The sequence below is a fragment of the Stenotrophomonas genospecies 3 genome, assembly GCF_054473855.1.
In genome coordinates this window covers 20,182-41,683 of record NZ_JBTMUR010000012.1, presented here as the reverse complement: position 1 = coordinate 41,683, position 21,502 = coordinate 20,182, and the positions used below count along the sequence as shown (strand labels likewise).

Sequence of the window (21,502 nt, the reverse complement as noted above, 5' to 3'; positions counted from 1 at the left end):
TATGGAAGAAAGAGGCGGAGCCGGCCGATAAGCCGGGTTCTGTCGTGGACAGTCATTCCTCTAGGCGTTACGTCACCGCAACGCTCAAGCAACCTACCCGGATCCAACGCGGGCCGCGCCAAAGGATCCCTATTTGGTCTTGCTCCAGGTGGGGTTTGCCGTGCCGGTCTGTTGCCAGACTCGCGGTGCGCTCTTACCGCACCATTTCACCCTTACCGGCCTTCCGAAGAAGACGTAGGCGGTATCTTTCTGTTGCACTTTCCGTCGGCTTGCGCCGCCCAGGCGTTACCTGGCACCTTGCCCTATGGAGCCCGGACTTTCCTCGGCACCCCCGAAGGGGTGACGCGACTGTCTGGCCGGCTCCGCCAGTGCACATTCTAGCCTACGCACGCCCTTCCTGCCGTGCTGATCGCGGCGTCCGGTTCATCCATCCACGCATGGCGTGGATCTACCGACTCCGCTGCTCTGGAGGGTGCGGATTCCGCGTTGGTGGGTGCGGACCTTGGTCCGCACCATTCACTCGCCGCAGCCAACGATGTTCCTTTTTGTCGGTCGATATTCAAAACACCCGACATTATGGAACAATGCCGTCATGGGAAACGCCGAGGCCAAGGCACGAAAGCTATTGCGACGCGCAGGCACCCTGCGCGCCCGCGAACTGGTGACTGCCGGGATCGCCCGCGCCCAACTGACCCGCCTGGTCGAGGCAGGCGCACTGATCCGGCTGTCCCGTGGCGTCTACGCGTTGGCGGAAAGAAAGAGCGACGACACCGATGATGGACTGCGGATCATTGCAGAACGCCTGCCACACCCCCGTCTATGCCTGCTGAGTGCCCTGCGCCTGCATGGCCTGACCACCCAGGCACCATTCGAACGCTGGGTCTCCATCGGCAACAGCGACCGCGTTCCGCGGATCAACTGGCCGCCCCTCCGTGTGGTCCGCATGTCGGCAACGACCCTCAATGCGGGGCTGGAAGAACGTCGCGTAGGCGGACGTCTCATATACGTCAGCAACGTAGCCAAAACCGTCGTCGATTGCTTCAAGTTCCGCAATCTCGTAGGGCTTGATGTCGCACTTGAAGCCCTGCGTGACGCGCTTCACGGCCGTGCAACCACGCCGGATGCGTTGATGGAGTATGCGCGGATCTGCCGCGTTGCCAGACTGATGAGACCGTACCTCGATGCCCTGGCTTGATCCCCTCTCCAACACCTCCCCACCGCGTTGCTTCCATCCGGCAACGGCTGCTCGATCTCGCACGCAAGCGGGGTGAGGACTTTCAGTTCGTGCTGGACAGGTTCGCCGTTGAGCGCCTGCTCTACCGGCTCTCCGCTTCTCGATACCGCAACCAGTTCCTGCTGAAGGGTGCCATGCTGTTCGCAGTGTGGTTCGACGCGCCGCACCGCCCTACACGGGATGCCGATTTCCTGGGATCCGGCAGCGCTGAGCCCGATCGCCTGCTACATATCGCACTTTCGCTCTGTGGAATGCCCGGGGACGACGGCCTGCGCTTCGATCCAGGCAGCATCGTCATCGAGGCCATACGTGAAGAAGCCATGTACGAGGGGCTGCGCATGCGCCTGATCGCACATCTGGGTCGCGCACGCTGCCATGTGCAGTGGGACGTCGGGTTTGGCGACGCGGTGATCACCCCGCCGCCGGAAATCACCTATCCGGTGATTCTGGAGGGATTCCCTCAAGCCTGCCTGCGCGTCTATCCACGCGAAACCGTGTTTGCCGAAAAGCTCGAGGCTATAGCGGCACCGGGCATCGCTAACAGCAGGATGAAGGACTTCTTCGACTTGCTGGCACTGATCCGCGAAGACGCCATGGATCGCCCGCACCTTGTTGCGGCCATTGGCGCGACGTTTGATCGACGAAGGACCCCGGCGCCAACGCCCCTGCCCTACGGACTGACTCAGTCATTCGCCGCAGATACCCAGAAGCAGACCCAGTGGCGCGCCTTCCTGCGCAGGAATCGCCTGATCGCGCCGGACCTCTCTTCGGTGATTGCCGAGATTGCCAACTATCTGGACACCCTCGACACACCCGTACAGTCCTGACGCCGCAAGGCCTGGCGCTATCGGTCCGCCCGGGTAGACGCGGACCTTGGCGCGGCCCGTTCATCCACGCATGGCGTGGATCTACCGACTCCGCTGCTCTGGTGGGTGCGGATTCCGCTCTGGTGGGTGCGGACCTTGGTCCGCACGATCCATCAACTCCCGTACAACGCCTTGCGCGGTGCGCCGGTCAGCTCGGCAGCCAGTTTGGCGGCAGTCGACGGCGGCAGATGCTCGCTCAGCGTGGCGTAGACGCGACGGCCATGCGCCAGTTGCGCTTCTTCGTCATCACCCGCGCCCTGCACCATCACCACGAACTCGCCCTTGCGCTGGTTCTCGTCGGCTTCCACCTTCGCCAGCAGGCCGGCCAGGTCACCATCGAGCACGGTCTCGAACAGCTTGGTCAGCTCGCGGGCCAACACCGCCGGGCGCTCACCGCCGAAGATCGCCGCCATGTCGGCCAGCGATTCGGCGATGCGGTGCGAGGATTCGTAGAACACCATGGTGCGTACTTCACCGGCCAGCGCCTGCAGGCGGTCGCGGCGGCCGCTGGCCTTGGCCGGCAGGAAACCCTCGAAACTGAAACGGTCGCTGGGCAGGCCGGCCACGCTCAGCGCAGCGATGGCGGCACAGGCGCCGGGAATCGGACTGACCTTGATGCCCGCCGCGCGCGCAGCACGCACCAGGCGGAAACCGGGATCACTGACCAGCGGGGTGCCGGCATCACTGACCAGCGCCAGCGATTCACCGGCTTGCAGGCGCGAGACCAGGCGCTGGGCCAGGGCCTCTTCATTGTGTTCGTGCAGGGCCACCAACGGCTGCTGGATGCCGAAATGGGACAGCAGCTGGCCACTGCGGCGGGTGTCTTCGGCACAGATGGCCGCCACCGACCGCAGCACCTCCTGCGCGCGCGGGCTCAGATCGGCCAGGTTGCCGATCGGGGTGGCGACGACGTACAGGGTTGGCACACTCATTTCAGCGGTACTCACGGGGCAAGGGTAGAATCGTAGCGTGTACCCGGCCAAGGCCGCTGCCCTCATCGCATGGACCCGATCATGAACAAGCCCGCCGCACGGATCTCCGCCCTGTCGTTGTCGCTGATGCTGCTGGCCGGTTGTGCCACCACCAGCCTGACCAGCACGCCCGATTCGCCGGCCCAGAGCCAGGCGCTGGCGCTGATCGAACAGGGCAAGCCACGCGACGCCGCGCTGCAGCTGGAAGCCCTGGCCGCCACCCTGCGCGGCGGCGCTCGCAGCAACGCGCTGGCCGACGCGGCCTGGGCCTGGCACCTGGCCGGTGACAGTGCGCGCGCGCGCAGCCTGCTGGGCCAGCTCACCGCCCGCCAGCTGTCCGGCGCCAGCCTGCAGCGCTACCAGCTGACCGGCGCCGAGCTGGCACTGGCCGACAAGCAGCCGGCGCAGGCCCTGGCCCTGCTGAAGGACCACGGCGACAACGTGCTGTCGGCGCTGCGTACGCGCTGGTATCTGGCCCGCGCCAACGCGCTGCAGGGCACCGGCGATGCCTTCGGCGCCGCCACCGAACGTGCACGCGCCCATGCCAGCCTGACCGGCAGTGCGCGCAGCGAGAACCAGGCCGCCATCTCCGGCCTGCTCGGTACCCTCGACGACGCCACTTTGCGCAGCCGTGCCGCTGCCCTGCCGGCCAACGATCCTCTGTACAACTTCGCCGGCCGTGCGCTGATCGCGCGCGGCCTGCCGCTGCCGCGCCCGTTCGACCGCGATGGCGCGGCCCAGTTTGATACCAGCAAGCGTCCGCCGGCGATGAGCGACGGCTACCGGCCGCCGGCCAAGCTGGCCGTGCTGCTGCCGCTCAGCGGCCGCCTGGCCACCGCCGCGCAGCCGGTGCGCGACGGCCTGTTGAGCGCCTACTACGGTGAAAGCCGTCGCCGCCCGGACATCAATTTCTTCGACACCGCTGGCACCCCGGCTGGTGCCCTCGCCGCCTACGACAAGGCCGTCGCCTCCGGTGCCGACTTCGTGGTCGGCCCGCTGGGCCGCGACGAAGTGGACGCCGTGTACGGCCGCCAGCAGCTGCAGGTACCGGTGCTGGCCCTGAACCGCGGCAAGGATGCACCGCCGGCCGGCAGCGCTGGTTTCTCGCTGGCACCGGAAGACGACGGCATCGTCGCCGCCGAGTACCTGCGTGGCCGCGAGCGCAACCGCGCGCTGGTGATCAGCAGCAACGACGACACCGGCCGCCGTTCCGCCGCCGCCTTTGCCCAGCGCTTCGCACAGCGCGGCGGCCAGGTGGTGGCCACGGTCAATGTCAGCGAAGCCGTCGGCGATGTCGGCGCGCAGGTGCGCAATGCCGGTCAGGTCGATGCCGTGTTCCTCGCCGTGCGCGCCCCGCAGGCCCGGCTGCTGGCGCCGCAGCTGGCGTTGGCCGGTGCCGGTGGCGCGACCCGCGTCGGCACCTCGCAGCTGACCGTCGGCAGCGGCAAGGTGGAAGAAGACGTGGCGCTGGACGGCATCGTCTACCCGAACGAAGCCTGGAATGTGCGCAGCGTGTCCGGCCTGCCGTCGGCCAGCCAGGTGGCCAGCGCGCTGCCCAGCGCTCGCGGCGCCGCTGGCCGCCTGTTCGCTTTCGGTGCCGATGCCTGGAAGATCACCGCCTATCTGGACAAGCTGTCCAACGAGGGCGGCCTGGACGGTGCCACCGGCACCCTGTTCCTGGACAGCAACGGCAACATCCTGCGCCAGCCGGCATGGTCCACCTTCAATGGCGGCCGGCCGATGCCGATCGTCGGTGGTCGCTGAGCGCAGCCAACGTGGCTCGGCGGTGGAAGCCGCCGCCGAGCAGCACCTGCAACAGGCCGGACTGCAGCCGCGTGCGCGCAACGTGCGCTATCGCGGCGGTGAACTGGACCTGGTGATGGACGACGCCGGTACCGTGGTGTTCGTGGAAGTGCGCTATCGCGCGCGCTCCGATTTCGGTGGCGGCGCCGCTTCGGTGGATGCGCGCAAATGCCGGCGCCTGGCGCATGCCGCGCAACTGTACCTGCAGGACAACCCGGCGCTGGCCAATGCACCCTGCCGTTTTGATGTGGTTGAAGCCAGTGGTGAACCACCGCAGCTGCGGTGGCTGCGTGATGCGTTCCGGCTGGATGACTGCTGATGGTTACCGTCCGCTCTGGTAGAGGCCGACCTTGGTCGGCGCTTCTGTGCCAACCAAGGTTGGCACCTACCAGAGCGCAGCCTGGCCGGCACAACCACGGTGCGTGACTGATGCCTTCGATCATCACCCATGCCGCTGTGCCGTTGGCGCTCTGGTGCGCCGCTGACCGTGGCCGCATCCCGCCGCGCCTGCTGGCGGCCGGTGTGATCGCTGCGATGCTGCCCGATGCGGACGTATTGGCCTTTGCACTGCACATTCCCTATGCCGATGCCTTCGGCCACCGCGGTGCCAGCCATTCGTTGCTGTTTGCCGGCGTGCTGGCGGCATTGGCCGCGGTGTTGGCGTTCTTTGGTAGCCGCCGGCCTTGGTCGGCGCCCCGCAACTCCGGTAGTCGCCGACCTTGGTCGGCGCTTCTGTGCCAACCAAGGTTGGCACCTACCGAAGAGGCGATGGCACGCTCTGGTAGCGGCCGACCTTGGTCGGCACCACACAGCTCCGGTAGTCGCCGACCTTGGTCGGCGGTTTCGTGCCAACCGAGGTTGGCACCTACCAAGGCAGGGCCAACGGTGGCATCGACCCTACAAGCGGCGGTGTTCGTCTTCGTCTGCGCCGCCAGCCATCCGTTGCTGGATGCGATGACCTCCGGCGGCCTCGGCGTCGCTCTGGCCTGGCCATGGAGCGAGCAGCGCTTCTTCGCGCCGTGGCGACCCATCCGCGTTTCACCCTTCGCGCCACAGTTCTTCAGCGCGCGTGGCGTGGCCACCCTGCTCTCTGAACTGCGCTGGGTGTGGCTGCCACTGGCTACCGCCGTTGTTGCCTGGAAACTGATCCAACCCGCTCCTGCTGCCCCACGAGATCCGTCATGAGTCCTGCCCTGCCTGCTGCACTGGTTGCCGAACTGTCCGCCCTGCTGGGCGCGGAGGGCTGGCGCATGGATGACGGCGCGCTGGAGGCGAACGCGCAGGACAACTCATGGCGTCACCAGCGCCCGGCGGCGGTGGCGCTGCCAGCCGACATCGAACAGGTGCAGGCTTTGGTGCGGGCCTGCCGTGCGCATGGCGTGGCCTTGGTCGCACGTGGCGCTGGTACCGGCACCACCGGCGCGGCGGTGCCGCTGCCCGGCAGTATCGTGCTGTCGTTCACCCGCATGGACCGCATCGTCGAGATCCGCGCCGGTGACCGTTGCGCGGTGGTGCAACCGGGCGTGCTCAACGGCGCCCTGCAGCAGGCGCTGGCCCCGCATGGCCTGTTCTGGGCGCCGGACCCCTCCAGCGCCGAGATCTGCAGCATCGGCGGCAACCTGGCCTGCAATGCCGGCGGCCCGCGCGCGGTGAAGTACGGCACCAGCCGCGACAACGTGCTGGGCCTGGTTGCCGTTACCGGCACCGGCGACGTGATCCGCTGCGGCGGTGCCTACACCAAGGACGCCACCGGCTATGACCTCACGCATCTGCTGGTGGGCAGCGAAGGCACGCTGGCACTGATCGTAGAAGCCACGCTCAAACTGACCCCGTTGCCAGTCAGCCAGGCCGGCCTGCGTGTGCTGTACCGCGATGCCGATACCGCCGCTGCGGCGGTATCGCGGCTGATGTCGCAGCCGGTGGTGCCGACCCGCCTGGAGTTCATGGACGCACGCAGCCTGGAGCTGCTGCGGCTGAATGGTGCCGACGTGCCGGAGGCCGGTGCGATGCTGCTGGTCGAAGCCGATGGTGACCACGACACCCTGCCCTACCTGCTGCAGGCACTGGCCAGCGCTGCCGAAGGCGACGGCATGATCGAGCTGGACGTCGCGATGGAAGGCCGCGCGCGTGACCAGCTATGGGCCGCACGCAAGGCGCTGTCGCCGGCGCTGCGCAGCGTTGCCCCGGGCAAGATCAACGAAGACGTGGTGGTACCGGTATCGCGCATTCCGGAACTGGTGGCCGGCGTGCAGGCATTGGCACGCGACTACGCGCTGACCATCGTCACCTTTGGCCATGCCGGCAACGGCAACCTGCACGTCAACATCCTCTATCACCCCGACGATGCCGACGAGAACGCGCGCGCGCATGCCGCACTGCCGAAGATCTTCGAGCTGACGTTGGCGCTCGGAGGCACGCTGTCCGGCGAACACGGGATTGGATTGGCCAAGCGAGATTTCATGGCGAAGGCCTTTACCGCAGAAACGCTGGCGACGATGCGAGCGATCAAAGCCGCGCTGGACCCGGACGGCATCCTCAACCCCGGCAAGGTGCTGCCGCCGGTGTAGTGCCACTGCCAATGTGTTGACGACGACCCGCAGGAGCCCTCCCCAGCTGGAGGCGTCGCACTGTACCCGCTACGGACCTTCACGCTGCCAGCCGTCAACTGAAGCTCCATCCGGTGTCCAGTGTGCTTTGCAACTTGTTGCATGGGAAAACTGCTCCTTTGCCAGGAACATATCGCCAACAGCACCACACAGCTCTGACCCACGCCCGTCGTGAGCGCCAGCTGCCTGGTCCAGCGAGCCTGCAGTGACAGCACCATCGGCATCTCTGTGAGCCGTTGGCAACCGCCGAACGGGTTGGGTCGAAGCAACAGCGCCCACGCCCTGCGAACAAGGATGCCGAGATGTACAAGCCTCTCTATCCCCATGTCATCACCACTCTTGGCGAAGCCGCTGCGCGCCTGCCACATGACCTCGCGCCGATCCTGGAGCAGGCCCTGGCCGCGGTCAACGATGCGCGGTCGCTGGCAACGGTCACGTGTGAGTCCTGCCTGCAGCAGCGTCGCGGCAGGCAGCCGCAGGCTGACTGAGTACTGGATGTGCAGTTGCAGGCAGCTTAGCGACATCTGCAGAGCCGAGCCCATGCTCGGCTGCCATGGGGCACATCGCGATGAAAGCCGCGCTTCGCGCGTGAGCCGAGCGTAGGCTCGGCTCTGCAGCGTCGATGTCATCCAGCAACCGCGCACCGATACGGCAGCACCCGGTCATGCCCGGCGGTTTCAGTCGCGTGGCAGCGCCGGGCCATGCCCGGCGTCATCAATCAGACGAAGTGCTGGTATCCGCCGTCGGCGGCTTCGCCATCCACGTGCACGCCCTGCCCTTCGGCAATGCGACCGATGCGGGTGAGCGGCACGTCCAGCGATTCGGCCAGGTAGTGCAGCGCGTCGCGCTGGTCGGCGGCGGCGGTGAAGCACAGTTCGTAGTCGTCGCCACCGCGCAGAGCGCAGTCGCGCGCGCCATCGCGGCCGAGCAGCTCACGCAGCGCGTGGGAGATCGGCAACGAATCGGCATCGACATGTGCGGCCACGTTGCTGCGCGTGGTGATGTGACCCAGATCGGCCAGCAGGCCATCGGACACATCCACCGCCGCGTGTGCGAACGCACGCAGGCGCAGGCCCAGGGTCACACGCGGCGTCGGCCGCAGCAGACGCAGGCGCAGGCTTTCGTAGTCGGCCAGCAGCGTGGCGGTGGCGATGCTCAGCGCAGCTTGCTGCCACAGGCGCAGCGCACCGGCGGCATCGCCGAGCGTGCCGCTCACCCAGATGTCATCGCCCACCTGCGCGCGGTCGCGACGCAGCGCCTGGCCACGTCCCACCTGGCCCATCGCGGTCACCGACAGCGACAACGGACCACGCGTGGTGTCACCGCCGATCAACGCGATGTCGTGCTGATCGGCCAGGGCGAAAAAGCCATCGGCGAACGCATCGATCCAGTCTTCGGAGGCTTCCGGCAGCGACAACGCCAGCGTGCACCACGCCGGGCGCGCGCCCATCGCGGCCAGGTCCGACAGGTTGACCGCCAGGGTCTTCCAGCCGATATCGAAGGCCGGGGTTTCCACCGGGAAGTGCACGCCGCTGTTGAGCGTGTCGGCAGTGACCACCAGTTGCTCATTGGCACGCGGCTGCAGCAGCGCAGCGTCGTCGCCGATGCCGAGCAGGATATCGTCGCGCTCGAGGGTACGGGCGCGGATGCGGTCAATGAGGGCGAATTCGGCCAGGGACATGGGGCGCTCCCGCTGTTGTACGTGCCGCGCAGGGCGCGGTGGGCGGTAGTGCCGGCCGCTGGCCGGCAACCTCAGGATCCCTGCAGCTGCCGGCCAGCGGCCGGCACTACCACAGGTGGGTCAGTGACCCGATTCGACCTTGCGCCATTCCACGGCGGCACGATCCAGCACGCCGTTGACGTAGGTATGGCCATGCTCGGAACCGAAGCGCTTGGCCGATTCGATGGCTTCGTTGATCACCACGCGGTACGGCACGTCCAAGCGGTAGCGCAGCTCGTACGCCGCCAGACGCAGCACCGCGCGTTCGATCGCGTCCACTTCTTCGATGCCACGGTCCAGGTAAGGGCCGAGCGCTTCGTCGATGTCGCGGCGGTTGTCGAGCACGCCGTGCAGCAGTGCTTCGAAGTACGCCAGGTCGGCGATTTCGCGGGCCTGCTCGTGGGCGAACTGGGCGATCAGCGACTGGGCGTTGCCGCCGGAGATCTGCCAGGCGTAGACGGCCTGCACAGCACGACGGCGCGCGCGCGAGCGCAGCACCGGATCGACGCCATCACGGCGGACGGGTTTACCGGAGGGCTTGCCCTGGGTGTTCTTGTTCATGGCAGCTGCTCCAGAAGATTGACCATTTCCAATGCGGCGAGTGCGACTTCCTCGCCCTTGTTGCCGTGGCTGCCGCCTGCGCGGGCCTCGGCGTCTTCAACGCGTTCCACCGCCAGCACGCCGTTCAGCACCGGCACGCCGAAATCCAGCTGCACGCGCATCAGGCCTTCGGCGCAGCGGTCGGCCACGTGCTCGTAATGGCGGGTATCGCCACGGATCACGCAGCCCAGGGTGAGGATGGCGGCGTGTTCGTGGGCAGCGGCCAGGCGCGCGGCCACCAGCGGCAGCTCCCAGGCACCCGGCACGCGGATCACGTCGATGTTGGCTTCGGTGATGCCGTTGCCGGCCAGGCTCTGGCGGGCGCCAGCGACCAGCGTGTCGGTGATGCGGGCATTCCAGCGGCTGGCCAGGATGGCGAAGCGCGCCGATTCGGGAGTGCGAAGATCGCCTTCGAAGTGGCTCATATGCGGCTTGGGGGACTCGATAAGGAGGTAATTCTAGCGTGGATGGGCCCCGGCCGTGGCCGATGGGGGCCCGGTGGGTGCCGACCAACGGTCGCCACCCACCGGTAGTGCCGGCCGCTGGCCGGCAATCACGGGGACTGCGGTTGCCGGCAAGCGGCCGGCACCACCCATTACAGGGTCACCGTCTCCACCACTTCCAGGCCGTACCCGGCCAGGCCGATCTGGCGGCGCGGGGTGCCCAGTACGCGCAGCTTGCCCAGGCCCAGGTCGGACAGGATCTGCGCGCCAGCACCATTGCGGCGCCACTGGCTCACGTCCTTGTCCTTGCCCGGTACCACCGGCGCCGGCTGCTGCCGCAGGCGGGCCAGCAGGGCCTCGCCGTCGCGCGGGGCCGACAGCACCACCATCACGCCGGCGCCTTCGGCATCGATCGCGCGCAGGGCATCGGTGGCAGCCACGCCGAAGTCATCACGGCGCCAGTGCAGCAGGTCGGCCAGCGGGTTTTCCACCTGCACGCGGACCAGGGTCGGGGTGTCCGCATCCGGGGTGCCGCGCACCAGGGCGAAATGCACGTCGTGGGCGATGCGATCGCGGTAGGTGACCAGCTTGAACGGGCCGAACTCGGTCTCGATCTCGCGCTCGTCCACACGCTCGACGGTCTTTTCGGTGGCCAGGCGGTAGGCGATCAGGTCGGCGATGGAGCCCATCTTCAGACCGTGCTCGCGGGCGAACACTTCCAGTTCCGGGCGGCGTGCCATGCTGCCATCCGGGTTCAGGATCTCCACCAGCACGCCGGCCGGTTCCAGCCCGGCCAGCATGGCCATGTCCACGGCGGCTTCGGTGTGGCCGGCGCGGGTCAGCACGCCGCCCGGCTGGGCGATCAGCGGGAAGATGTGGCCCGGCTGGTGCAGGTCCGACGGCTTGGCGTTGGGCTTCACCGCGGTACGGATGGTGTGCGCGCGGTCATGCGCCGAGATGCCGGTGGTGACGCCCTCGGCGGCCTCGATGCTGACCGTGAAATTGGTCTGGAACTGCGCGGTATTGGCCTGCACCATCGGCGCCAGGCCGAGATCGGCGGCGCGGGTACGGTTCAGCGGCAGGCACACCAGGCCGCGGCCATGGGTGACCATGAAGTTGATGTCGCTGGCCTTGACCAGCTCGGCGGCCATGATCAGGTCGCCTTCGTTCTCGCGGTCTTCGTCATCGACGATGACGACCATGCGGCCCAGGCGGATGTCTTCCAGGATGTCCGGAATCGGGGCGAAATTCATGCGACATCTCCCTGTGGGTGCTGACCGTTGGTCGGCACACTGATCAGCCGCTCCACGTAACGGGCGACCAGATCGATTTCAAGATTGACCGCGCTGCCCACGCCTGCGGCGGAGAAGGCGGTGTTGGCCACCGTGTGCGGGATCAGGGCGACTTCAAAACCTTCATCGTCCACTTCGTTGACGGTGAGGCTGACGCCGTCCACGCAGATCGAGCCCTTCTTGGCGATGTAGCGGCGCAGCGAGGCCGGCGCTGCGAAACGCCAACGCTGGGCACGCGCGTCTTCGTGGATGGACAGCACCTGGCCGAGGCCGTCGACGTGGCCGCTGACCAGATGGCCGCCGAGGCGGTCGGTCGGGCGCATCGCGCGTTCCAGGTTGATGACCGCACCCTCGCCCAGCTGGCCCAGCGTAGTCAGGCCCAGGGTCTCGGTGGAGGCATCGGCCTGGAAGCTGCTGGCGTCGAATGCGATGACGGTGAGGCAGACGCCGTTGATGGCAATGCTCTCGCCCATCTGCACGTTGTCGAACGGCAGAGTCCCGACATTGAAGGTGAAGCGGACATCGCCGCCAATGGATTCGCGTGCGGCCAGACGGCCGACGCCTTCGATGATTCCAGTAAACAAGTAACGTTCTCCGCGAAAAGTGAGCGAAAAACGCCGCAAGGCAAACAGGCGCACGCAGGGCATGAGCCCTGTGGCACCGTCTTCTTTCATCCGGACTATGACCGTCGGCTCCGGCATTGGACCGGATCTGCTGACCCCCGGCCGTGGGCCGGGGCGCTCGCGGGCTCGTGCTTGCGCACCTACCGCCGGTGGGGAATTGCACCCCGCCCTGAAGACGTTTGTGTACCGGCGAACCGGCGTGGCTAGTATACCAGCCCGTGCTGAACGGGGTCGGATGCCACAGCTGTGACGGCCGTCGCTCGCAATTTGTAAAACTTTCATTAAAATTCTGCCCCGGACGACATGAGGTCGCCACGGGCAGCCCGCTGGGCATGCCCGCCAAAGGACTGAAATTCACAGGAATTCCCATGCGCAAGATGCTGATCGTGGCCGCCCTGCTGGCCACCGCCCCGCTCTCGGCTTCGGCCGACGCCCTGAGCTACACCTACGTTGAAGGCGGTTGGACGCAGGTCAAGGTTGACGACAACGCACTGGACGACCCGAAGGTCGACGGCGGCTACCTGCGTGGCTCTGTGGCCATCGCCGAACAGGTCTACGTGTTCGGTGGCTGGTCGCGCACCAGCAAGACCTATCACTACAGCGACGGTTCGCTGAAGGTTGAACTGAATCAGCCGGAGCTGGGCATCGGCTACCACATGCCGTGGACCGACCGCGTCGACTTCACCGCCGACATCGCCTGGGTGCGCCAGAACGCTGAGCTGACCGATCGTTATGACGGCTACAGCGACCGCTACAAGGACCACACCAACCTGGCCCGCGCCACCATGGGCATCCGCGGCAAGCCGTCGCGCATGACCGAAGCCTGGGCCAAGGCCGGTTACATGGACGGCGGCAACAACTACAAGGGCACCTGGGTCGGCACCATCGGTGGCCAGATCAACTTCACCAGGACCTGGGGGCTGGTGGGCGAGATCTCCGGCTACCGCGACGTCACCCAGTACTCGGCCGGCGTCCGCGCCAGCTTCTGATCCAGCGATCGCTCCTCGTCGTGCGATCGAACGGGCCCCGCAAGGGGCCCGTTTTTTTGGCCGGCATACACGACCTCGTGACCCCATCGCGCCATCGAAAGTCCACGCAGATGCGCTAGGCTTGCGCGCCTCTGGAACAGGAAAACACCGTCATGAAGACCCCCACCCGTACTCTGCTGGCCAGCATGCTGCTGTGCGCCCCGCTGATCGCCACGGCCGCCCCGGCCACGCTGTCGCCCGAACAGGCGTTCGACCTGTATGCACGCACCCTGCTGGAAGACGACGCGACCGCCACGCGCGCGCTCAACGACGCACTGAAACCGGCATTCGAAGGCCAGGACGCTGTAACCCCGAATCCAGGTGCGCTGGCCAAGGCACTGGCCGAACCCTGGCAGACCGTACTGGCCAGCACCGGCGCCAAGGTAGACGCTGCAGCCACCGAAGCGCTGTATGCCAAAGCGCTGCGTGATTCGAAGTGCCGCGCGACCAAGAGCGTGATCGAAGACAACGAATACGTTGAAGACCAGAAGCTGGCGCGGATCACCTACAGCTGCCAGCTGCCCGACCTGGGCAAGGTGCGCCCGCTGTTCGCCGCCAGCCTCGCATCCGATGCCAGCCCGGCCTCGCGCAAGCAGTTCACCGATGCCTACACCCAGGCGCTGCAGAGTGGCGCGCGCGTGCCGGTCAGCGGCACCTTCACCCTGTACCCGGCCAAGGACAACGGCTACTGGTACAGCGGCAATTTCGATGACCTGGTGGGCACCGTGGCCGGTGCGCTGGCACCGTTCGAGGACTGGATGCAGGATGCGCAGGCGGCCAACGCGCCGAAGGTGACCGGCGTACCGGGCTGCGACCTGCTGCTGCAGCAGCATCGTGGCTGCGTGGCGAAGATCGCACCGGACCAGATCAGCGGCGTGGACGCCATGGCCGAGGAGCTGAAGGCCAAGGCACAGGTGCAGTCGGCCGATGAGATGACGCAGGAGTGCAAGGCACTGCGCCCGATCGCCGAGATGATGTGGACCGACGAGTGCGCGTGAGCCGCGTGTAGAGCCGAGCCCACGCTCGGCTCATTGTCGCCGACGACGAGGGCGGCCGCACTTTCAGAACCGTTGCATGGCCCTGCGTGGCCTGCATGGTCAATGCTGTTGCCCTCTTCCATCGGGGCAACCGCATGAAACACCGCACGACGTCGACCATGGTCATGTTGCTGACGCTGCTGGCGCTTGTGGCGTGCGGGCAAGCCAAAGCTCCCAAGTCCAGGATTACGACCTTCTCGGTCATCCCAGCGGTTGCCTTCGAGTCAACCCTGCTGAGCGACCGGCAGCTGGATGCGTGGATGAGCGAAGACGACGACTGTCACGCGTTCCTGATGTACCACGATCAGTGTGCCGTGTTGGTATTGCCGCATGAGTACGACGACGGGTTTACCCGTCACCAGTTGCGATTGAAGGCGAAGAACCTGCCGGGCGAGGCACTGGGCGCGTACTGCCGCAACCTGCATGCGCTGTGGAAGCAGCAATGGAAGGGCCAGTGCCCCGTCGGCGAAGAAGACGACGAGGAAGCCTGACGACAAGGGCATCGCCCCTGCTTCGCGTCATTCCCTCACGGGCGCAGCAGCAGCCTGATGTCCTCACCGACCTGACGCTGGTCAACCACGCGCAGGCGGCGCTGCTGGTCCATGGCATCGATGCCGAGGCCGGCCAGCAGCGGGCGACCGGTATCGCCCAGCAGCGTGGGCGCCTGATACAGCAGCAGTTCGTCCACCCAGCCGCCGTGCAGCAAGGCACCGGCCAGCGTCGCGCCGGCTTCGGTATGCACTTCGTTGATGCCGCGTTCGGCCAGCAGTGCCAGCACCGCGCCCAGATCCAACCGCCCATCAACACTGGGCACGCTGGCGAATTCGGCATCGGCCGCATCCGGCGCACTCACCGCTGCATCGTGCAGGTACAGCGTCGGTGCCCCGCCCTCGCGCACACGGCTGCACTCCAGTGAGCGCAGGCGCGAATCCAGCACTACGCGCAGTGGCGGCATCACCTCGGCATCAGCCAGGCGCACGGTCAGCATCGGATCGTCGGCCAGCACGGTCTCGGCGCCGGTCAGGATCGCGCCGGCGCGCGCGCGCCAGTGCTGCACGTCTTCGCGCGCGGCCGGGCCGGTGATCCACTTGGAACTGCCATCGGCCATCGCGGTGCGACCGTCGAGGCTGGCTGCCAGCTTCACCCGCAACCACGGTCGGTTGCGCTCCACACGCGACAGGAAGCCCTTGTTGAGCTCGCGTGCCTGCGCCGCCATCAGCCCTTCGGCGACCTCGATGCCGGCGTTGCGCAGCAGATCGAAGCCACCACCATCGACCTTCGGAAATGGATCGCGCATGGCGGCAACCACGCGCGACACGCCTGCTTCAATCAGGGCCAGCGCACACGGCGGCGTACGCCCGTAGTGTGCGCAGGGTTCCAGCGTGACGTAGGCGGTGGCACCACGTGCCTCGCTGCCGGCCTCGCGCAGCGCGAACACTTCGGCGTGCGGTCCACCGGCGCGCTGGTGCCAGCCCTGCCCGACCACGCGTTCGCCGTGGGCGATCACGCAGCCGACCATCGGGTTGGGGCGGGTGGTGTAGGCGGCACGCTCGGCCAGACGCAGTGCGTTGGCCATGTGCAGGTGGTCGAGAGCGGAGAACGGGGTGGTCATGCGACCATGGTAACGCCACCGGTGCCGGTGTAGATCCACGCCATGCGTGGATGGCCGCCACTGTGCCAACCAACGGTTGGCACCCACCAGTGGATGTGCCATCGGTGCCAACCAAGGTTGGCATCTACCGGGGCGTCAGCCCTTCTTCTTCTTGGTCAGGGCGATCACGTCGCCCAGCAGCTGCAGCTGTTCGGTACTGGAGGGCAGGTCGCGCTCCAGCTTCTCGATCTCCTCGCGGAAATCGGCCACGTCCTCGAAGCTGCGGTAGACCGACGCGAAGCGTACGTAGCCGACATGGTCGAGCTTGCGCAGTTCGTTCATGACGAACTCGCCGACCTTGATCGAGGGCACTTCGCGCTCGCCGCTGATGCGCAGCTGGTGGACCACGGCGCGTACCGCCGCTTCGATCTTGTCTTCGGCCACCGCACGCTTCTGCAGCGCGCGGTCGAAGCCAGCGCGGACCTTGCGCTGGTCGAATGCTTCACGGGTGCCATCGCTCTTGACGATGGCGGGCAGTTTCAACTCCACCGTTTCCATGGTGCTGAAGCGCTCGCCACAGGCTTCGCATTCACGCCGACGACGGATCGTCGCGCCGTCTTCGGAGACGCGCGAGTCGATGACCCGGGTATCGGCATGTTGACAGAAGGGGCAGTGCATGGAACGCCTGGCTCAGGAAAGTACCTATTGCCACGGTCATGGCAGCGTCGCAAAGGTACCTGAGAAAGGGCCCCGCAGCAAATGCTGTCTGCGCGGAAGTGCCTGCATTTCGGCCGAACAGAGCCGCCAGCGCGGTCACGGCTGCGCGTTCAACCGGGTGCCGGCGGCGCCGAGGCCGCACGCGCCCAACGCAGCCACGCCAGATGCCCTGCCATCACCAGCAACGGCGGGCCGAACCCGAGGAAGGCCAGGGTCGAGATCTCCCCGTGCTTGAAGGTGAAGTACAGCGTGGCGCCAACCACGCCCAGCGCGGCCAGGGTCCCCAGCGCCAGGCCGACCCAGGCGACAACCGGCGATTGGCGCAGGCCGCTGACACCGCGCCACAGGAACAGGCCGCTCAGCCACAACCACGACAGCAGGCCGATGATCCCGGCCGACGACCACAGCAGCAGGATCCTGTACTCGTCACCGGTCAGGTACTTGCCATCCCATACGACCATCAGACCCAGCACGGCACCCGTGCCTCCGGCGGCCACCGTGGGCAGGCCCACCAACAGGCCGGCAATGGCCATCCAGCGTTTGTGCAGACGCTCATCCATGCGTTCGGTTTCCTTCCCTGGGCCGCATCATCCGCGGCGTTTGATCCACACCAGCATCGCAGCCGGCACCAGCATTGACGGGCCCAGCAGCAACAAGCCGAGGCCTTCGGCGTGCACGGCGATGCCCCACCACAGCGCCAGCCCCAGCGGCGGCAAGGCGGCGAGACCGCCCGCCAGCAGCATCCACCACCAGAGGCGGTGCACGTGCAACCCGGCACGCCCCTGCAGCAGAAAATCCGCGCTGAGCCACAACCAGGCCAGGCAGCCGGCAATGCCGGCCAGGCCCCACAGCGGCATCACCGTCACCGAGGCCAATGTGCCATGGCCGAACTGGCCCAGCCCCATCAGCAGCAGCATCGTCGCCGCCGCGCCGCCCATCGCCAGGCTGGGCAGGCCGAACAGCACCGCCAGCGCGGTGTACAGGTACTTGAGGTGGCGCTCATCCATGCGCGGTTACTCCCATACCGGTGTCGGAGCCCTTCCCGGCAGGAAGGGATCCGACCCCTGCTGCGATCAGCCGTAGACCGGGTACTTGCGGCACTGCGCGCTGACGGCGTCGCGCACGCGGGCGATGACGGCGTCATCGTTCGGTGCGTCGAGCACGTCGGCGATCCAGTTGGCCAGATCCACGCAGTCCTGTTCGACGTAACCACGGGTGGTCACCGCCGGGGTGCCCAGGCGCAGGCCCGAGGTCACGAACGGAGAACGCGGATCGTTCGGCACCGAGTTCTTGTTGACGGTGATGTGAGCCTTGCCCAGCGCAGCTTCCGCATCCTTGCCGGACACGTCCTTGCCGATCATGTCGACCAGCATCAGGTGGTTCTGGGTGCCACCGGAAACGATCTTGTAGCCGCGCGAGATCAGCGTGCTGGCCATCGCCTGGGCGTTCTTCACCACCTGCTGCTGGTAGGCCTTGAAGCCCGGTTCCAGCGCTTCCTTGAAGGCCACGGCCTTGCCGGCGATGACGTGCATCAGCGGACCGCCCTGGATGCCCGGGAACACGATCGACTGCAGCTTCTTGACCAGGTCTTCGTCGGCGCCCTTGGCGACGATGATGCCGCCACGCGGGCCGCGCAGGGTCTTGTGGGTGGTCGAGGTGACCACGTGCGCGTGTTCCAGCGGGCTCGGGTAGACGCCTGCGGCGACCAGGCCGGCGACGTGGGCCATGTCGACGAACAGGTAGGCACCGACCTTGTCGGCGATGGCGCGGAAGCGCGCCCAGTCGATCACCTGCGAGTAGGCCGAGAAGCCGGCCACGACCATCTTCGGCTTGTGCTCCAGGGCCAGGCGCTCGACTTCGTCGTAATCGATCAGGCCCTGGTCGTTCACACCATACTGCACGGCGTTGAACAGCTTGCCCGAGGCGTTCACCTTGGCACCGTGGGTGAGGTGGCCGCCGTGGGCCAGGCTCATGCCGAGGATGGTGTCACCCGGCTGCAGCAGAGCGAAGTACACGGCCTGGTTGGCCTGCGAGCCGCTGTGCGGCTGCACGTTGGCGTAGTCGGCGCCGAACAGCTGCTTCAGGCGGTCGATCGCCAGCTGCTCGGCGATGTCCACGTATTCGCAGCCACCGTAGTAGCGCTTGCCCGGGTAGCCTTCGGCGTACTTGTTGGTCAGCTGGCTGCCCTGCGCTTCCATCACCGCCGGGCTGGTGTAGTTCTCGCTGGCGATCAGCTCGACGTGGTCTTCCTGGCGCTGGGTCTCAGCGGCGATGGCCTTGGCCAGTTCGGGATCGTAGGATTCGATGCGGACGTCACGCGGGAACATCGGGTACTCCAGCAGGCAGGGAAAAGGGGTACGGCTCAGCCCCCGATTGTAGCCCCGCACCGGGCCTGCCGGGGCCGAAACGGACGGGGCCGGCATCCCCGAAGGAATCCGGCCCCGTATGGTTTCGAGTGCGCTGTACCGGCGTACCGGTAGATCCACGCCATGCGTGGAGGTGGCTGCGGACTCAGCGGCTGCTGAGCACGTACTGGGCGATCACACCGGTGGCGATGGCAACCAGCAGCATGTTGCCGCGGTCATCGCGGATCCAGTGGTGCCCGTAGGGCGGGCGACGCAGGTGATAGCGCGGGTAGTCGTTCACCACATAGATCGGGCCGCGGTAATAGTCGCGGTAGCGATGGCCGACCTTCCAGCCATAGCCCGGGCCATAGGCCGGGCGGTACACCACACGCGGCGGTGCCGGGCGGTAGTAGCGGTCATGATCACGGTGCCACTCGCGGCGATCCTGGCGGTAGTCGCGCCGGGCCTCGCGGCGGTCGCGCTCCCAGTCACGGCGGTCGTGGCGCCACTCACGGCGATCCTCGCGCCATTCGCGGCGGTCGTGGTTGCGGCGATGGTCGTTGTCGGCGAACGCCGGGGCCACGGCGCCCAGCGCCAGCACAGAGGCCACGGCACTGGCCATTACTCGATTGATGCGCATGTCAGACCTCTGCTCGGGTGGGTGGTGAGCCCATATTGCGCAACCGATCTGAACCGTTTCCGGCTGGAAACGCTTCCCGTTGCAGGACTGTGACGCAGTATTCAGGGGGCGGCCAGCCCGGCGCCCCCTTCCCGGGCGCGGCCCGGAACCGGTTCCGGCTATAATTGGCGGTATTCCATTTCAGTCTGTGCCCGCTGCCGCAACGGGATCTTCCCGTGACGGACCGGGCGCAGGGCCGCGCCTACGGAGACCGCATGTCCTCGCAATACATCTACACCATGAACCGCGTGTCCAAGGTGGTCCCGCCCAAGCGGCAGATCATCAAGGACATCTCGCTGTCCTTCTTCCCGGGCGCGAAGATCGGCCTGCTGGGCCTGAACGGCGCCGGCAAGTCCACCGTGCTGAAGATCATGGCCGGCGTGGACACCGATTTCGAGGGCGAAGCCCGCCCGCAGCCGGGCATCAAGGTCGGCTACCTGGCGCAGGAACCGGAGCTGGACCCGACCAAGACCGTGCGTGAAGCGGTGGAGGAAGGCGTGGGCGAAGTGCTGCAGGCCCAGGCCGCGCTGGAAGCGGTGTACGCCGCCTACGCCGAGGAAGGCGCCGACTTCGACGCGCTGGCCAAGGAACAGGAGCGCCTGGAGGCGATCCTGGCCGCTGGCGACGCACACACCCTGGAAAACCAGCTGGACGTGGCCGCCGATGCGCTGCGCCTGCCGCCGTGGGATGCCGTGGTCGGCAAGCTGTCCGGTGGTGAAAAGCGCCGCGTGGCCCTGTGCCGCCTGCTGCTGCAGAAGCCGGACATGCTGCTGCTCGACGAACCGACCAACCACCTCGACGCCGAGTCGGTGGAATGGCTGGAACAGTTCCTGGCGCGCTACACCGGCACCGTGGTGGCGGTCACCCACGATCGCTACTTCCTGGACAACGCCGCCGAATGGATCCTGGAACTGGACCGCGGCCGCGGCATTCCGTGGAAGGGCAACTACACCGACTGGCTGACCCAGAAGGACGAGCGCCTGAAGCAGGAAGACAACCAGGAAAAGGCCCGCCAGAAGGCGATCCAGAAGGAACTGGAGTGGTCGCGCCAGAATGCCAAGGGCGGCCGCACCAAGGGCAAGGCCCGTCTGGCCCGCCTGGAAGAGCTGCAGTCGGTCGATTACCAGAAGCGCAACGAGACCAATGAAATCTTCATCCCACCGGGCGAGCGCCTGGGCAATGCGGTGATGGAGTTCAAGAACGTCTCCAAGAAGTTCGGCGACCGCCTGCTGTTCGACAACCTGAGCTTCCTGGTGCCGGCCGGCGCCATCGTCGGCATCATCGGCCCGAACGGTGCCGGTAAGTCGACCCTGTTCAAGATGATCACCGGCCAGGAAAAGCCGGACACCGGCGAGATCGTGGTCGGCCCGACCGTGAAGCTGTCCTACGTGGACCAGAGCCGCGACGCGCTGGAAGGCAACCACAACGTCTTCCAGGAAATCGCGGGCGGCCTGGACATCCTCAACATCAACGGCATCGAGATCCAGTCGCGCGCCTACATCGGCCGCTTCAACTTCAAGGGCCAGGACCAGCAGAAGATGGTCGGTTCGCTGTCCGGTGGTGAGCGTGGCCGCCTGCACATGGCCAAGACCCTGCTGCAGGGTGGCAACGTGCTGCTGCTCGACGAACCGTCCAACGACCTGGACATCGAAACCCTGCGTGCACTGGAAGATGCGCTGCTGGAGTTCCCGGGCAACACCTTCGTCATCTCGCATGACCGCTGGTTCCTGGATCGCATCGCGACCCACATCCTGGCGTTCGAAGGCGACTCGCACGTGGAGTTCTTCCAGGGCAACTACCGCGAGTACGAAGAAGACAAGCGCCGCCGCATGGGCGACGACGCTGCGCCGAAGCGCCTGCGCTTCAAGGCGCTGAAATAAGGCAACCGGAAAGGCCGCGCTCGCGCGGCCTTTCTCCTTCTGTGGGTCGCCCGCTTGCTGGCGACAC

General features: G+C 66.8%; 23 protein-coding genes, 1 other RNA gene and 1 riboswitch. Of the genes, 11 read left to right on the top strand and 13 right to left on the bottom strand.

The window, feature by feature from the left end; genetic code table 11:
- Window positions 1-12 precede the first annotated feature (12 nt).
- Window positions 13-364: RNase P RNA component class A (rnpB, locus tag ACX9OT_RS16235), an RNA gene on the bottom strand.
- A gap of 171 nt (window positions 365-535) precedes the next feature.
- Here rnpB and ACX9OT_RS16230 point away from each other — a divergent pair.
- Window positions 536-1,195 carry a type IV toxin-antitoxin system AbiEi family antitoxin domain-containing protein gene (locus tag ACX9OT_RS16230; RefSeq protein WP_238380439.1) on the top strand — a complete coding sequence of 220 codons (660 nt, stop codon included), beginning with the start codon at window positions 536-538 and terminating at the stop codon, window positions 1,193-1,195.
- The gene (locus tag ACX9OT_RS16225; protein WP_197655351.1) at window positions 1,192-2,061 is read left to right on the top strand and encodes a nucleotidyl transferase AbiEii/AbiGii toxin family protein; all 870 of its coding nucleotides are present in this window, start codon (window positions 1,192-1,194) and stop codon (window positions 2,059-2,061) included. Before ACX9OT_RS16230 ends, ACX9OT_RS16225 begins: the two co-directional genes overlap by 4 nt.
- Before the next feature lie 152 nt (window positions 2,062-2,213).
- Here the strand turns inward: ACX9OT_RS16225 and rsmI are convergent, their stop codons facing one another.
- Window positions 2,214-3,032 (bottom strand): 16S rRNA (cytidine(1402)-2'-O)-methyltransferase, encoded by an 819-nt coding sequence (rsmI, locus tag ACX9OT_RS16220; protein WP_100437876.1) that lies wholly within the window; start codon window positions 3,030-3,032, stop codon window positions 2,214-2,216.
- A gap of 81 nt (window positions 3,033-3,113) precedes the next feature.
- Between rsmI and ACX9OT_RS16215 the strand changes: the two genes are divergently transcribed.
- The 5 genes from ACX9OT_RS16215 (at window position 3,114) to ACX9OT_RS16195 (ending at window position 7,968) form a co-directional block, all read left to right on the top strand.
- Window positions 3,114-4,835, top strand: a complete 1,722-nt coding sequence (locus ACX9OT_RS16215) for a penicillin-binding protein activator (protein ID WP_100437875.1) — start codon at window positions 3,114-3,116, stop codon at window positions 4,833-4,835.
- Entirely contained in the window at window positions 4,825-5,193 is a 369-nt protein-coding gene (locus tag ACX9OT_RS16210; RefSeq protein ID WP_041864472.1) for a YraN family protein, read from the top strand. The genes ACX9OT_RS16215 and ACX9OT_RS16210 overlap by 11 nt, the downstream gene beginning before the upstream one ends.
- 110 nt (window positions 5,194-5,303) lie before the next feature.
- On the top strand, window positions 5,304-6,059 hold the full coding sequence (locus tag ACX9OT_RS16205; RefSeq protein ID WP_134952079.1) for a metal-dependent hydrolase: 756 nt from the start codon (window positions 5,304-5,306) through the stop codon (window positions 6,057-6,059).
- The gene (locus tag ACX9OT_RS16200) at window positions 6,056-7,441 is read left to right on the top strand and encodes an FAD-binding oxidoreductase (RefSeq protein ID WP_134952080.1); all 1,386 of its coding nucleotides are present in this window, start codon (window positions 6,056-6,058) and stop codon (window positions 7,439-7,441) included. Before ACX9OT_RS16205 ends, ACX9OT_RS16200 begins: the two co-directional genes overlap by 4 nt.
- Before the next feature lie 341 nt (window positions 7,442-7,782).
- On the top strand, window positions 7,783-7,968 hold the full coding sequence (locus ACX9OT_RS16195; RefSeq protein ID WP_032128040.1) for a hypothetical protein: 186 nt from the start codon (window positions 7,783-7,785) through the stop codon (window positions 7,966-7,968).
- A 230-nt stretch (window positions 7,969-8,198) separates the two neighbouring features.
- Here ACX9OT_RS16195 and thiL read toward each other — a convergent pair whose 3' ends face one another.
- The 5 genes from thiL to ACX9OT_RS16170 all read right to left on the bottom strand — a co-directional run bounded on the left by thiL (window position 8,199) and on the right by ACX9OT_RS16170 (window position 12,119).
- Window positions 8,199-9,161 carry a thiamine-phosphate kinase gene (gene thiL / locus ACX9OT_RS16190; protein ID WP_080355242.1) on the bottom strand — a complete coding sequence of 321 codons (963 nt, stop codon included), beginning with the start codon at window positions 9,159-9,161 and terminating at the stop codon, window positions 8,199-8,201.
- A gap of 120 nt (window positions 9,162-9,281) precedes the next feature.
- On the bottom strand, window positions 9,282-9,761 hold the full coding sequence (nusB, locus tag ACX9OT_RS16185; RefSeq protein WP_049462852.1) for a transcription antitermination factor NusB: 480 nt from the start codon (window positions 9,759-9,761) through the stop codon (window positions 9,282-9,284).
- Window positions 9,758-10,225: a 6,7-dimethyl-8-ribityllumazine synthase gene (ribH, locus tag ACX9OT_RS16180; protein ID WP_005408061.1), complete on the bottom strand. Its 468-nt coding sequence runs from the start codon at window positions 10,223-10,225 to the stop codon at window positions 9,758-9,760. Before ribH ends, nusB begins: the two co-directional genes overlap by 4 nt.
- A 170-nt stretch (window positions 10,226-10,395) precedes the next feature.
- The gene (gene ribB, locus ACX9OT_RS16175; protein ID WP_459002878.1) at window positions 10,396-11,496 is read right to left on the bottom strand and encodes a 3,4-dihydroxy-2-butanone-4-phosphate synthase; all 1,101 of its coding nucleotides are present in this window, start codon (window positions 11,494-11,496) and stop codon (window positions 10,396-10,398) included.
- On the bottom strand, window positions 11,493-12,119 hold the full coding sequence (locus ACX9OT_RS16170) for a riboflavin synthase (RefSeq protein WP_459002876.1): 627 nt from the start codon (window positions 12,117-12,119) through the stop codon (window positions 11,493-11,495). The genes ribB and ACX9OT_RS16170 overlap by 4 nt, the downstream gene beginning before the upstream one ends.
- Window positions 12,120-12,193: 74 nt before the next feature.
- A riboswitch (FMN riboswitch) is annotated at window positions 12,194-12,339 on the bottom strand.
- Between the two features lie 187 nt (window positions 12,340-12,526).
- Between ACX9OT_RS16170 and ACX9OT_RS16165 the strand changes: the two genes are divergently transcribed.
- The 3 genes from ACX9OT_RS16165 to ACX9OT_RS16155 all read left to right on the top strand — a co-directional run bounded on the left by ACX9OT_RS16165 (window position 12,527) and on the right by ACX9OT_RS16155 (window position 14,714).
- Window positions 12,527-13,147, top strand: a complete 621-nt coding sequence (locus ACX9OT_RS16165) for a hypothetical protein (RefSeq protein WP_121504866.1) — start codon at window positions 12,527-12,529, stop codon at window positions 13,145-13,147.
- A gap of 152 nt (window positions 13,148-13,299) precedes the next feature.
- A complete protein-coding gene (locus tag ACX9OT_RS16160; protein WP_100437871.1) occupies window positions 13,300-14,184 on the top strand; it encodes a hypothetical protein in 885 nt (294 codons plus the stop codon).
- A 95-nt stretch (window positions 14,185-14,279) separates the two neighbouring features.
- Window positions 14,280-14,714: a hypothetical protein gene (locus tag ACX9OT_RS16155; protein WP_235202862.1), complete on the top strand. Its 435-nt coding sequence runs from the start codon at window positions 14,280-14,282 to the stop codon at window positions 14,712-14,714.
- A gap of 35 nt (window positions 14,715-14,749) precedes the next feature.
- Here the strand turns inward: ACX9OT_RS16155 and ribD are convergent, their stop codons facing one another.
- The 6 genes from ribD to ACX9OT_RS16125 all read right to left on the bottom strand — a co-directional run bounded on the left by ribD (window position 14,750) and on the right by ACX9OT_RS16125 (window position 19,516).
- Window positions 14,750-15,835: a bifunctional diaminohydroxyphosphoribosylaminopyrimidine deaminase/5-amino-6-(5-phosphoribosylamino)uracil reductase RibD gene (gene ribD, locus ACX9OT_RS16150; RefSeq protein WP_459002873.1), complete on the bottom strand. Its 1,086-nt coding sequence runs from the start codon at window positions 15,833-15,835 to the stop codon at window positions 14,750-14,752.
- 135 nt (window positions 15,836-15,970) lie between these two features.
- Window positions 15,971-16,492: a transcriptional regulator NrdR gene (gene nrdR / locus ACX9OT_RS16145; protein WP_004143350.1), complete on the bottom strand. Its 522-nt coding sequence runs from the start codon at window positions 16,490-16,492 to the stop codon at window positions 15,971-15,973.
- A gap of 149 nt (window positions 16,493-16,641) precedes the next feature.
- The gene (locus ACX9OT_RS16140; protein WP_110711026.1) at window positions 16,642-17,091 is read right to left on the bottom strand and encodes a hypothetical protein; all 450 of its coding nucleotides are present in this window, start codon (window positions 17,089-17,091) and stop codon (window positions 16,642-16,644) included.
- Window positions 17,092-17,118: 27 nt separating this feature from the next.
- Window positions 17,119-17,538 carry a hypothetical protein gene (locus tag ACX9OT_RS16135; RefSeq protein WP_134951904.1) on the bottom strand — a complete coding sequence of 140 codons (420 nt, stop codon included), beginning with the start codon at window positions 17,536-17,538 and terminating at the stop codon, window positions 17,119-17,121.
- Window positions 17,539-17,604: 66 nt separating this feature from the next.
- Window positions 17,605-18,858 carry a serine hydroxymethyltransferase gene (gene glyA, locus ACX9OT_RS16130; RefSeq protein WP_459002870.1) on the bottom strand — a complete coding sequence of 418 codons (1,254 nt, stop codon included), beginning with the start codon at window positions 18,856-18,858 and terminating at the stop codon, window positions 17,605-17,607.
- A 184-nt stretch (window positions 18,859-19,042) separates the two neighbouring features.
- Window positions 19,043-19,516, bottom strand: a complete 474-nt coding sequence (locus tag ACX9OT_RS16125) for an RcnB family protein (protein WP_459002868.1) — start codon at window positions 19,514-19,516, stop codon at window positions 19,043-19,045.
- Window positions 19,517-19,770: 254 nt separating this feature from the next.
- On the opposite strand from ACX9OT_RS16125, the gene ettA reads away from it, so the two are divergent.
- Window positions 19,771-21,435, top strand: a complete 1,665-nt coding sequence (ettA, locus tag ACX9OT_RS16120) for an energy-dependent translational throttle protein EttA (RefSeq protein ID WP_010481992.1) — start codon at window positions 19,771-19,773, stop codon at window positions 21,433-21,435.
- The last annotated feature ends 67 nt before the right edge of the window (window positions 21,436-21,502 follow it).

Coding starts and splice junctions, on each gene's coding strand:
- ribB (WP_459002878.1), bottom strand. CDS start 11,496: ATGAATTTCGCCCCGATTCCGGACATCCTGGAAGACATCCGCCTGGGC.
- ACX9OT_RS16125 (WP_459002868.1), bottom strand. CDS start 19,516: ATGCGCATCAATCGAGTAATGGCCAGTGCCGTGGCCTCTGTGCTGGCG.
- nusB (WP_049462852.1), bottom strand. CDS start 9,761: ATGAACAAGAACACCCAGGGCAAGCCCTCCGGTAAACCCGTCCGCCGT.
- ACX9OT_RS16155 (WP_235202862.1), top strand. CDS start 14,280: ATGGTCAATGCTGTTGCCCTCTTCCATCGGGGCAACCGCATGAAACAC.
- ACX9OT_RS16200 (WP_134952080.1), top strand. CDS start 6,056: ATGAGTCCTGCCCTGCCTGCTGCACTGGTTGCCGAACTGTCCGCCCTG.
- rsmI (WP_100437876.1), bottom strand. CDS start 3,032: ATGAGTGTGCCAACCCTGTACGTCGTCGCCACCCCGATCGGCAACCTG.
- ACX9OT_RS16215 (WP_100437875.1), top strand. CDS start 3,114: ATGAACAAGCCCGCCGCACGGATCTCCGCCCTGTCGTTGTCGCTGATG.
- ribD (WP_459002873.1), bottom strand. CDS start 15,835: ATGACCACCCCGTTCTCCGCTCTCGACCACCTGCACATGGCCAACGCA.
- ACX9OT_RS16165 (WP_121504866.1), top strand. CDS start 12,527: ATGCGCAAGATGCTGATCGTGGCCGCCCTGCTGGCCACCGCCCCGCTC.
- nrdR (WP_004143350.1), bottom strand. CDS start 16,492: ATGCACTGCCCCTTCTGTCAACATGCCGATACCCGGGTCATCGACTCG.
- ACX9OT_RS16135 (WP_134951904.1), bottom strand. CDS start 17,538: ATGGATGAGCGCCACCTCAAGTACCTGTACACCGCGCTGGCGGTGCTG.
- ettA (WP_010481992.1), top strand. CDS start 19,771: ATGTCCTCGCAATACATCTACACCATGAACCGCGTGTCCAAGGTGGTC.
- ACX9OT_RS16140 (WP_110711026.1), bottom strand. CDS start 17,091: ATGGATGAGCGTCTGCACAAACGCTGGATGGCCATTGCCGGCCTGTTG.
- ACX9OT_RS16160 (WP_100437871.1), top strand. CDS start 13,300: ATGAAGACCCCCACCCGTACTCTGCTGGCCAGCATGCTGCTGTGCGCC.
- ribH (WP_005408061.1), bottom strand. CDS start 10,225: ATGAGCCACTTCGAAGGCGATCTTCGCACTCCCGAATCGGCGCGCTTC.
- glyA (WP_459002870.1), bottom strand. CDS start 18,858: ATGTTCCCGCGTGACGTCCGCATCGAATCCTACGATCCCGAACTGGCC.
- ACX9OT_RS16205 (WP_134952079.1), top strand. CDS start 5,304: ATGCCTTCGATCATCACCCATGCCGCTGTGCCGTTGGCGCTCTGGTGC.
- thiL (WP_080355242.1), bottom strand. CDS start 9,161: ATGTCCCTGGCCGAATTCGCCCTCATTGACCGCATCCGCGCCCGTACC.
- ACX9OT_RS16195 (WP_032128040.1), top strand. CDS start 7,783: ATGTACAAGCCTCTCTATCCCCATGTCATCACCACTCTTGGCGAAGCC.
- ACX9OT_RS16230 (WP_238380439.1), top strand. CDS start 536: ATGTTCCTTTTTGTCGGTCGATATTCAAAACACCCGACATTATGGAAC.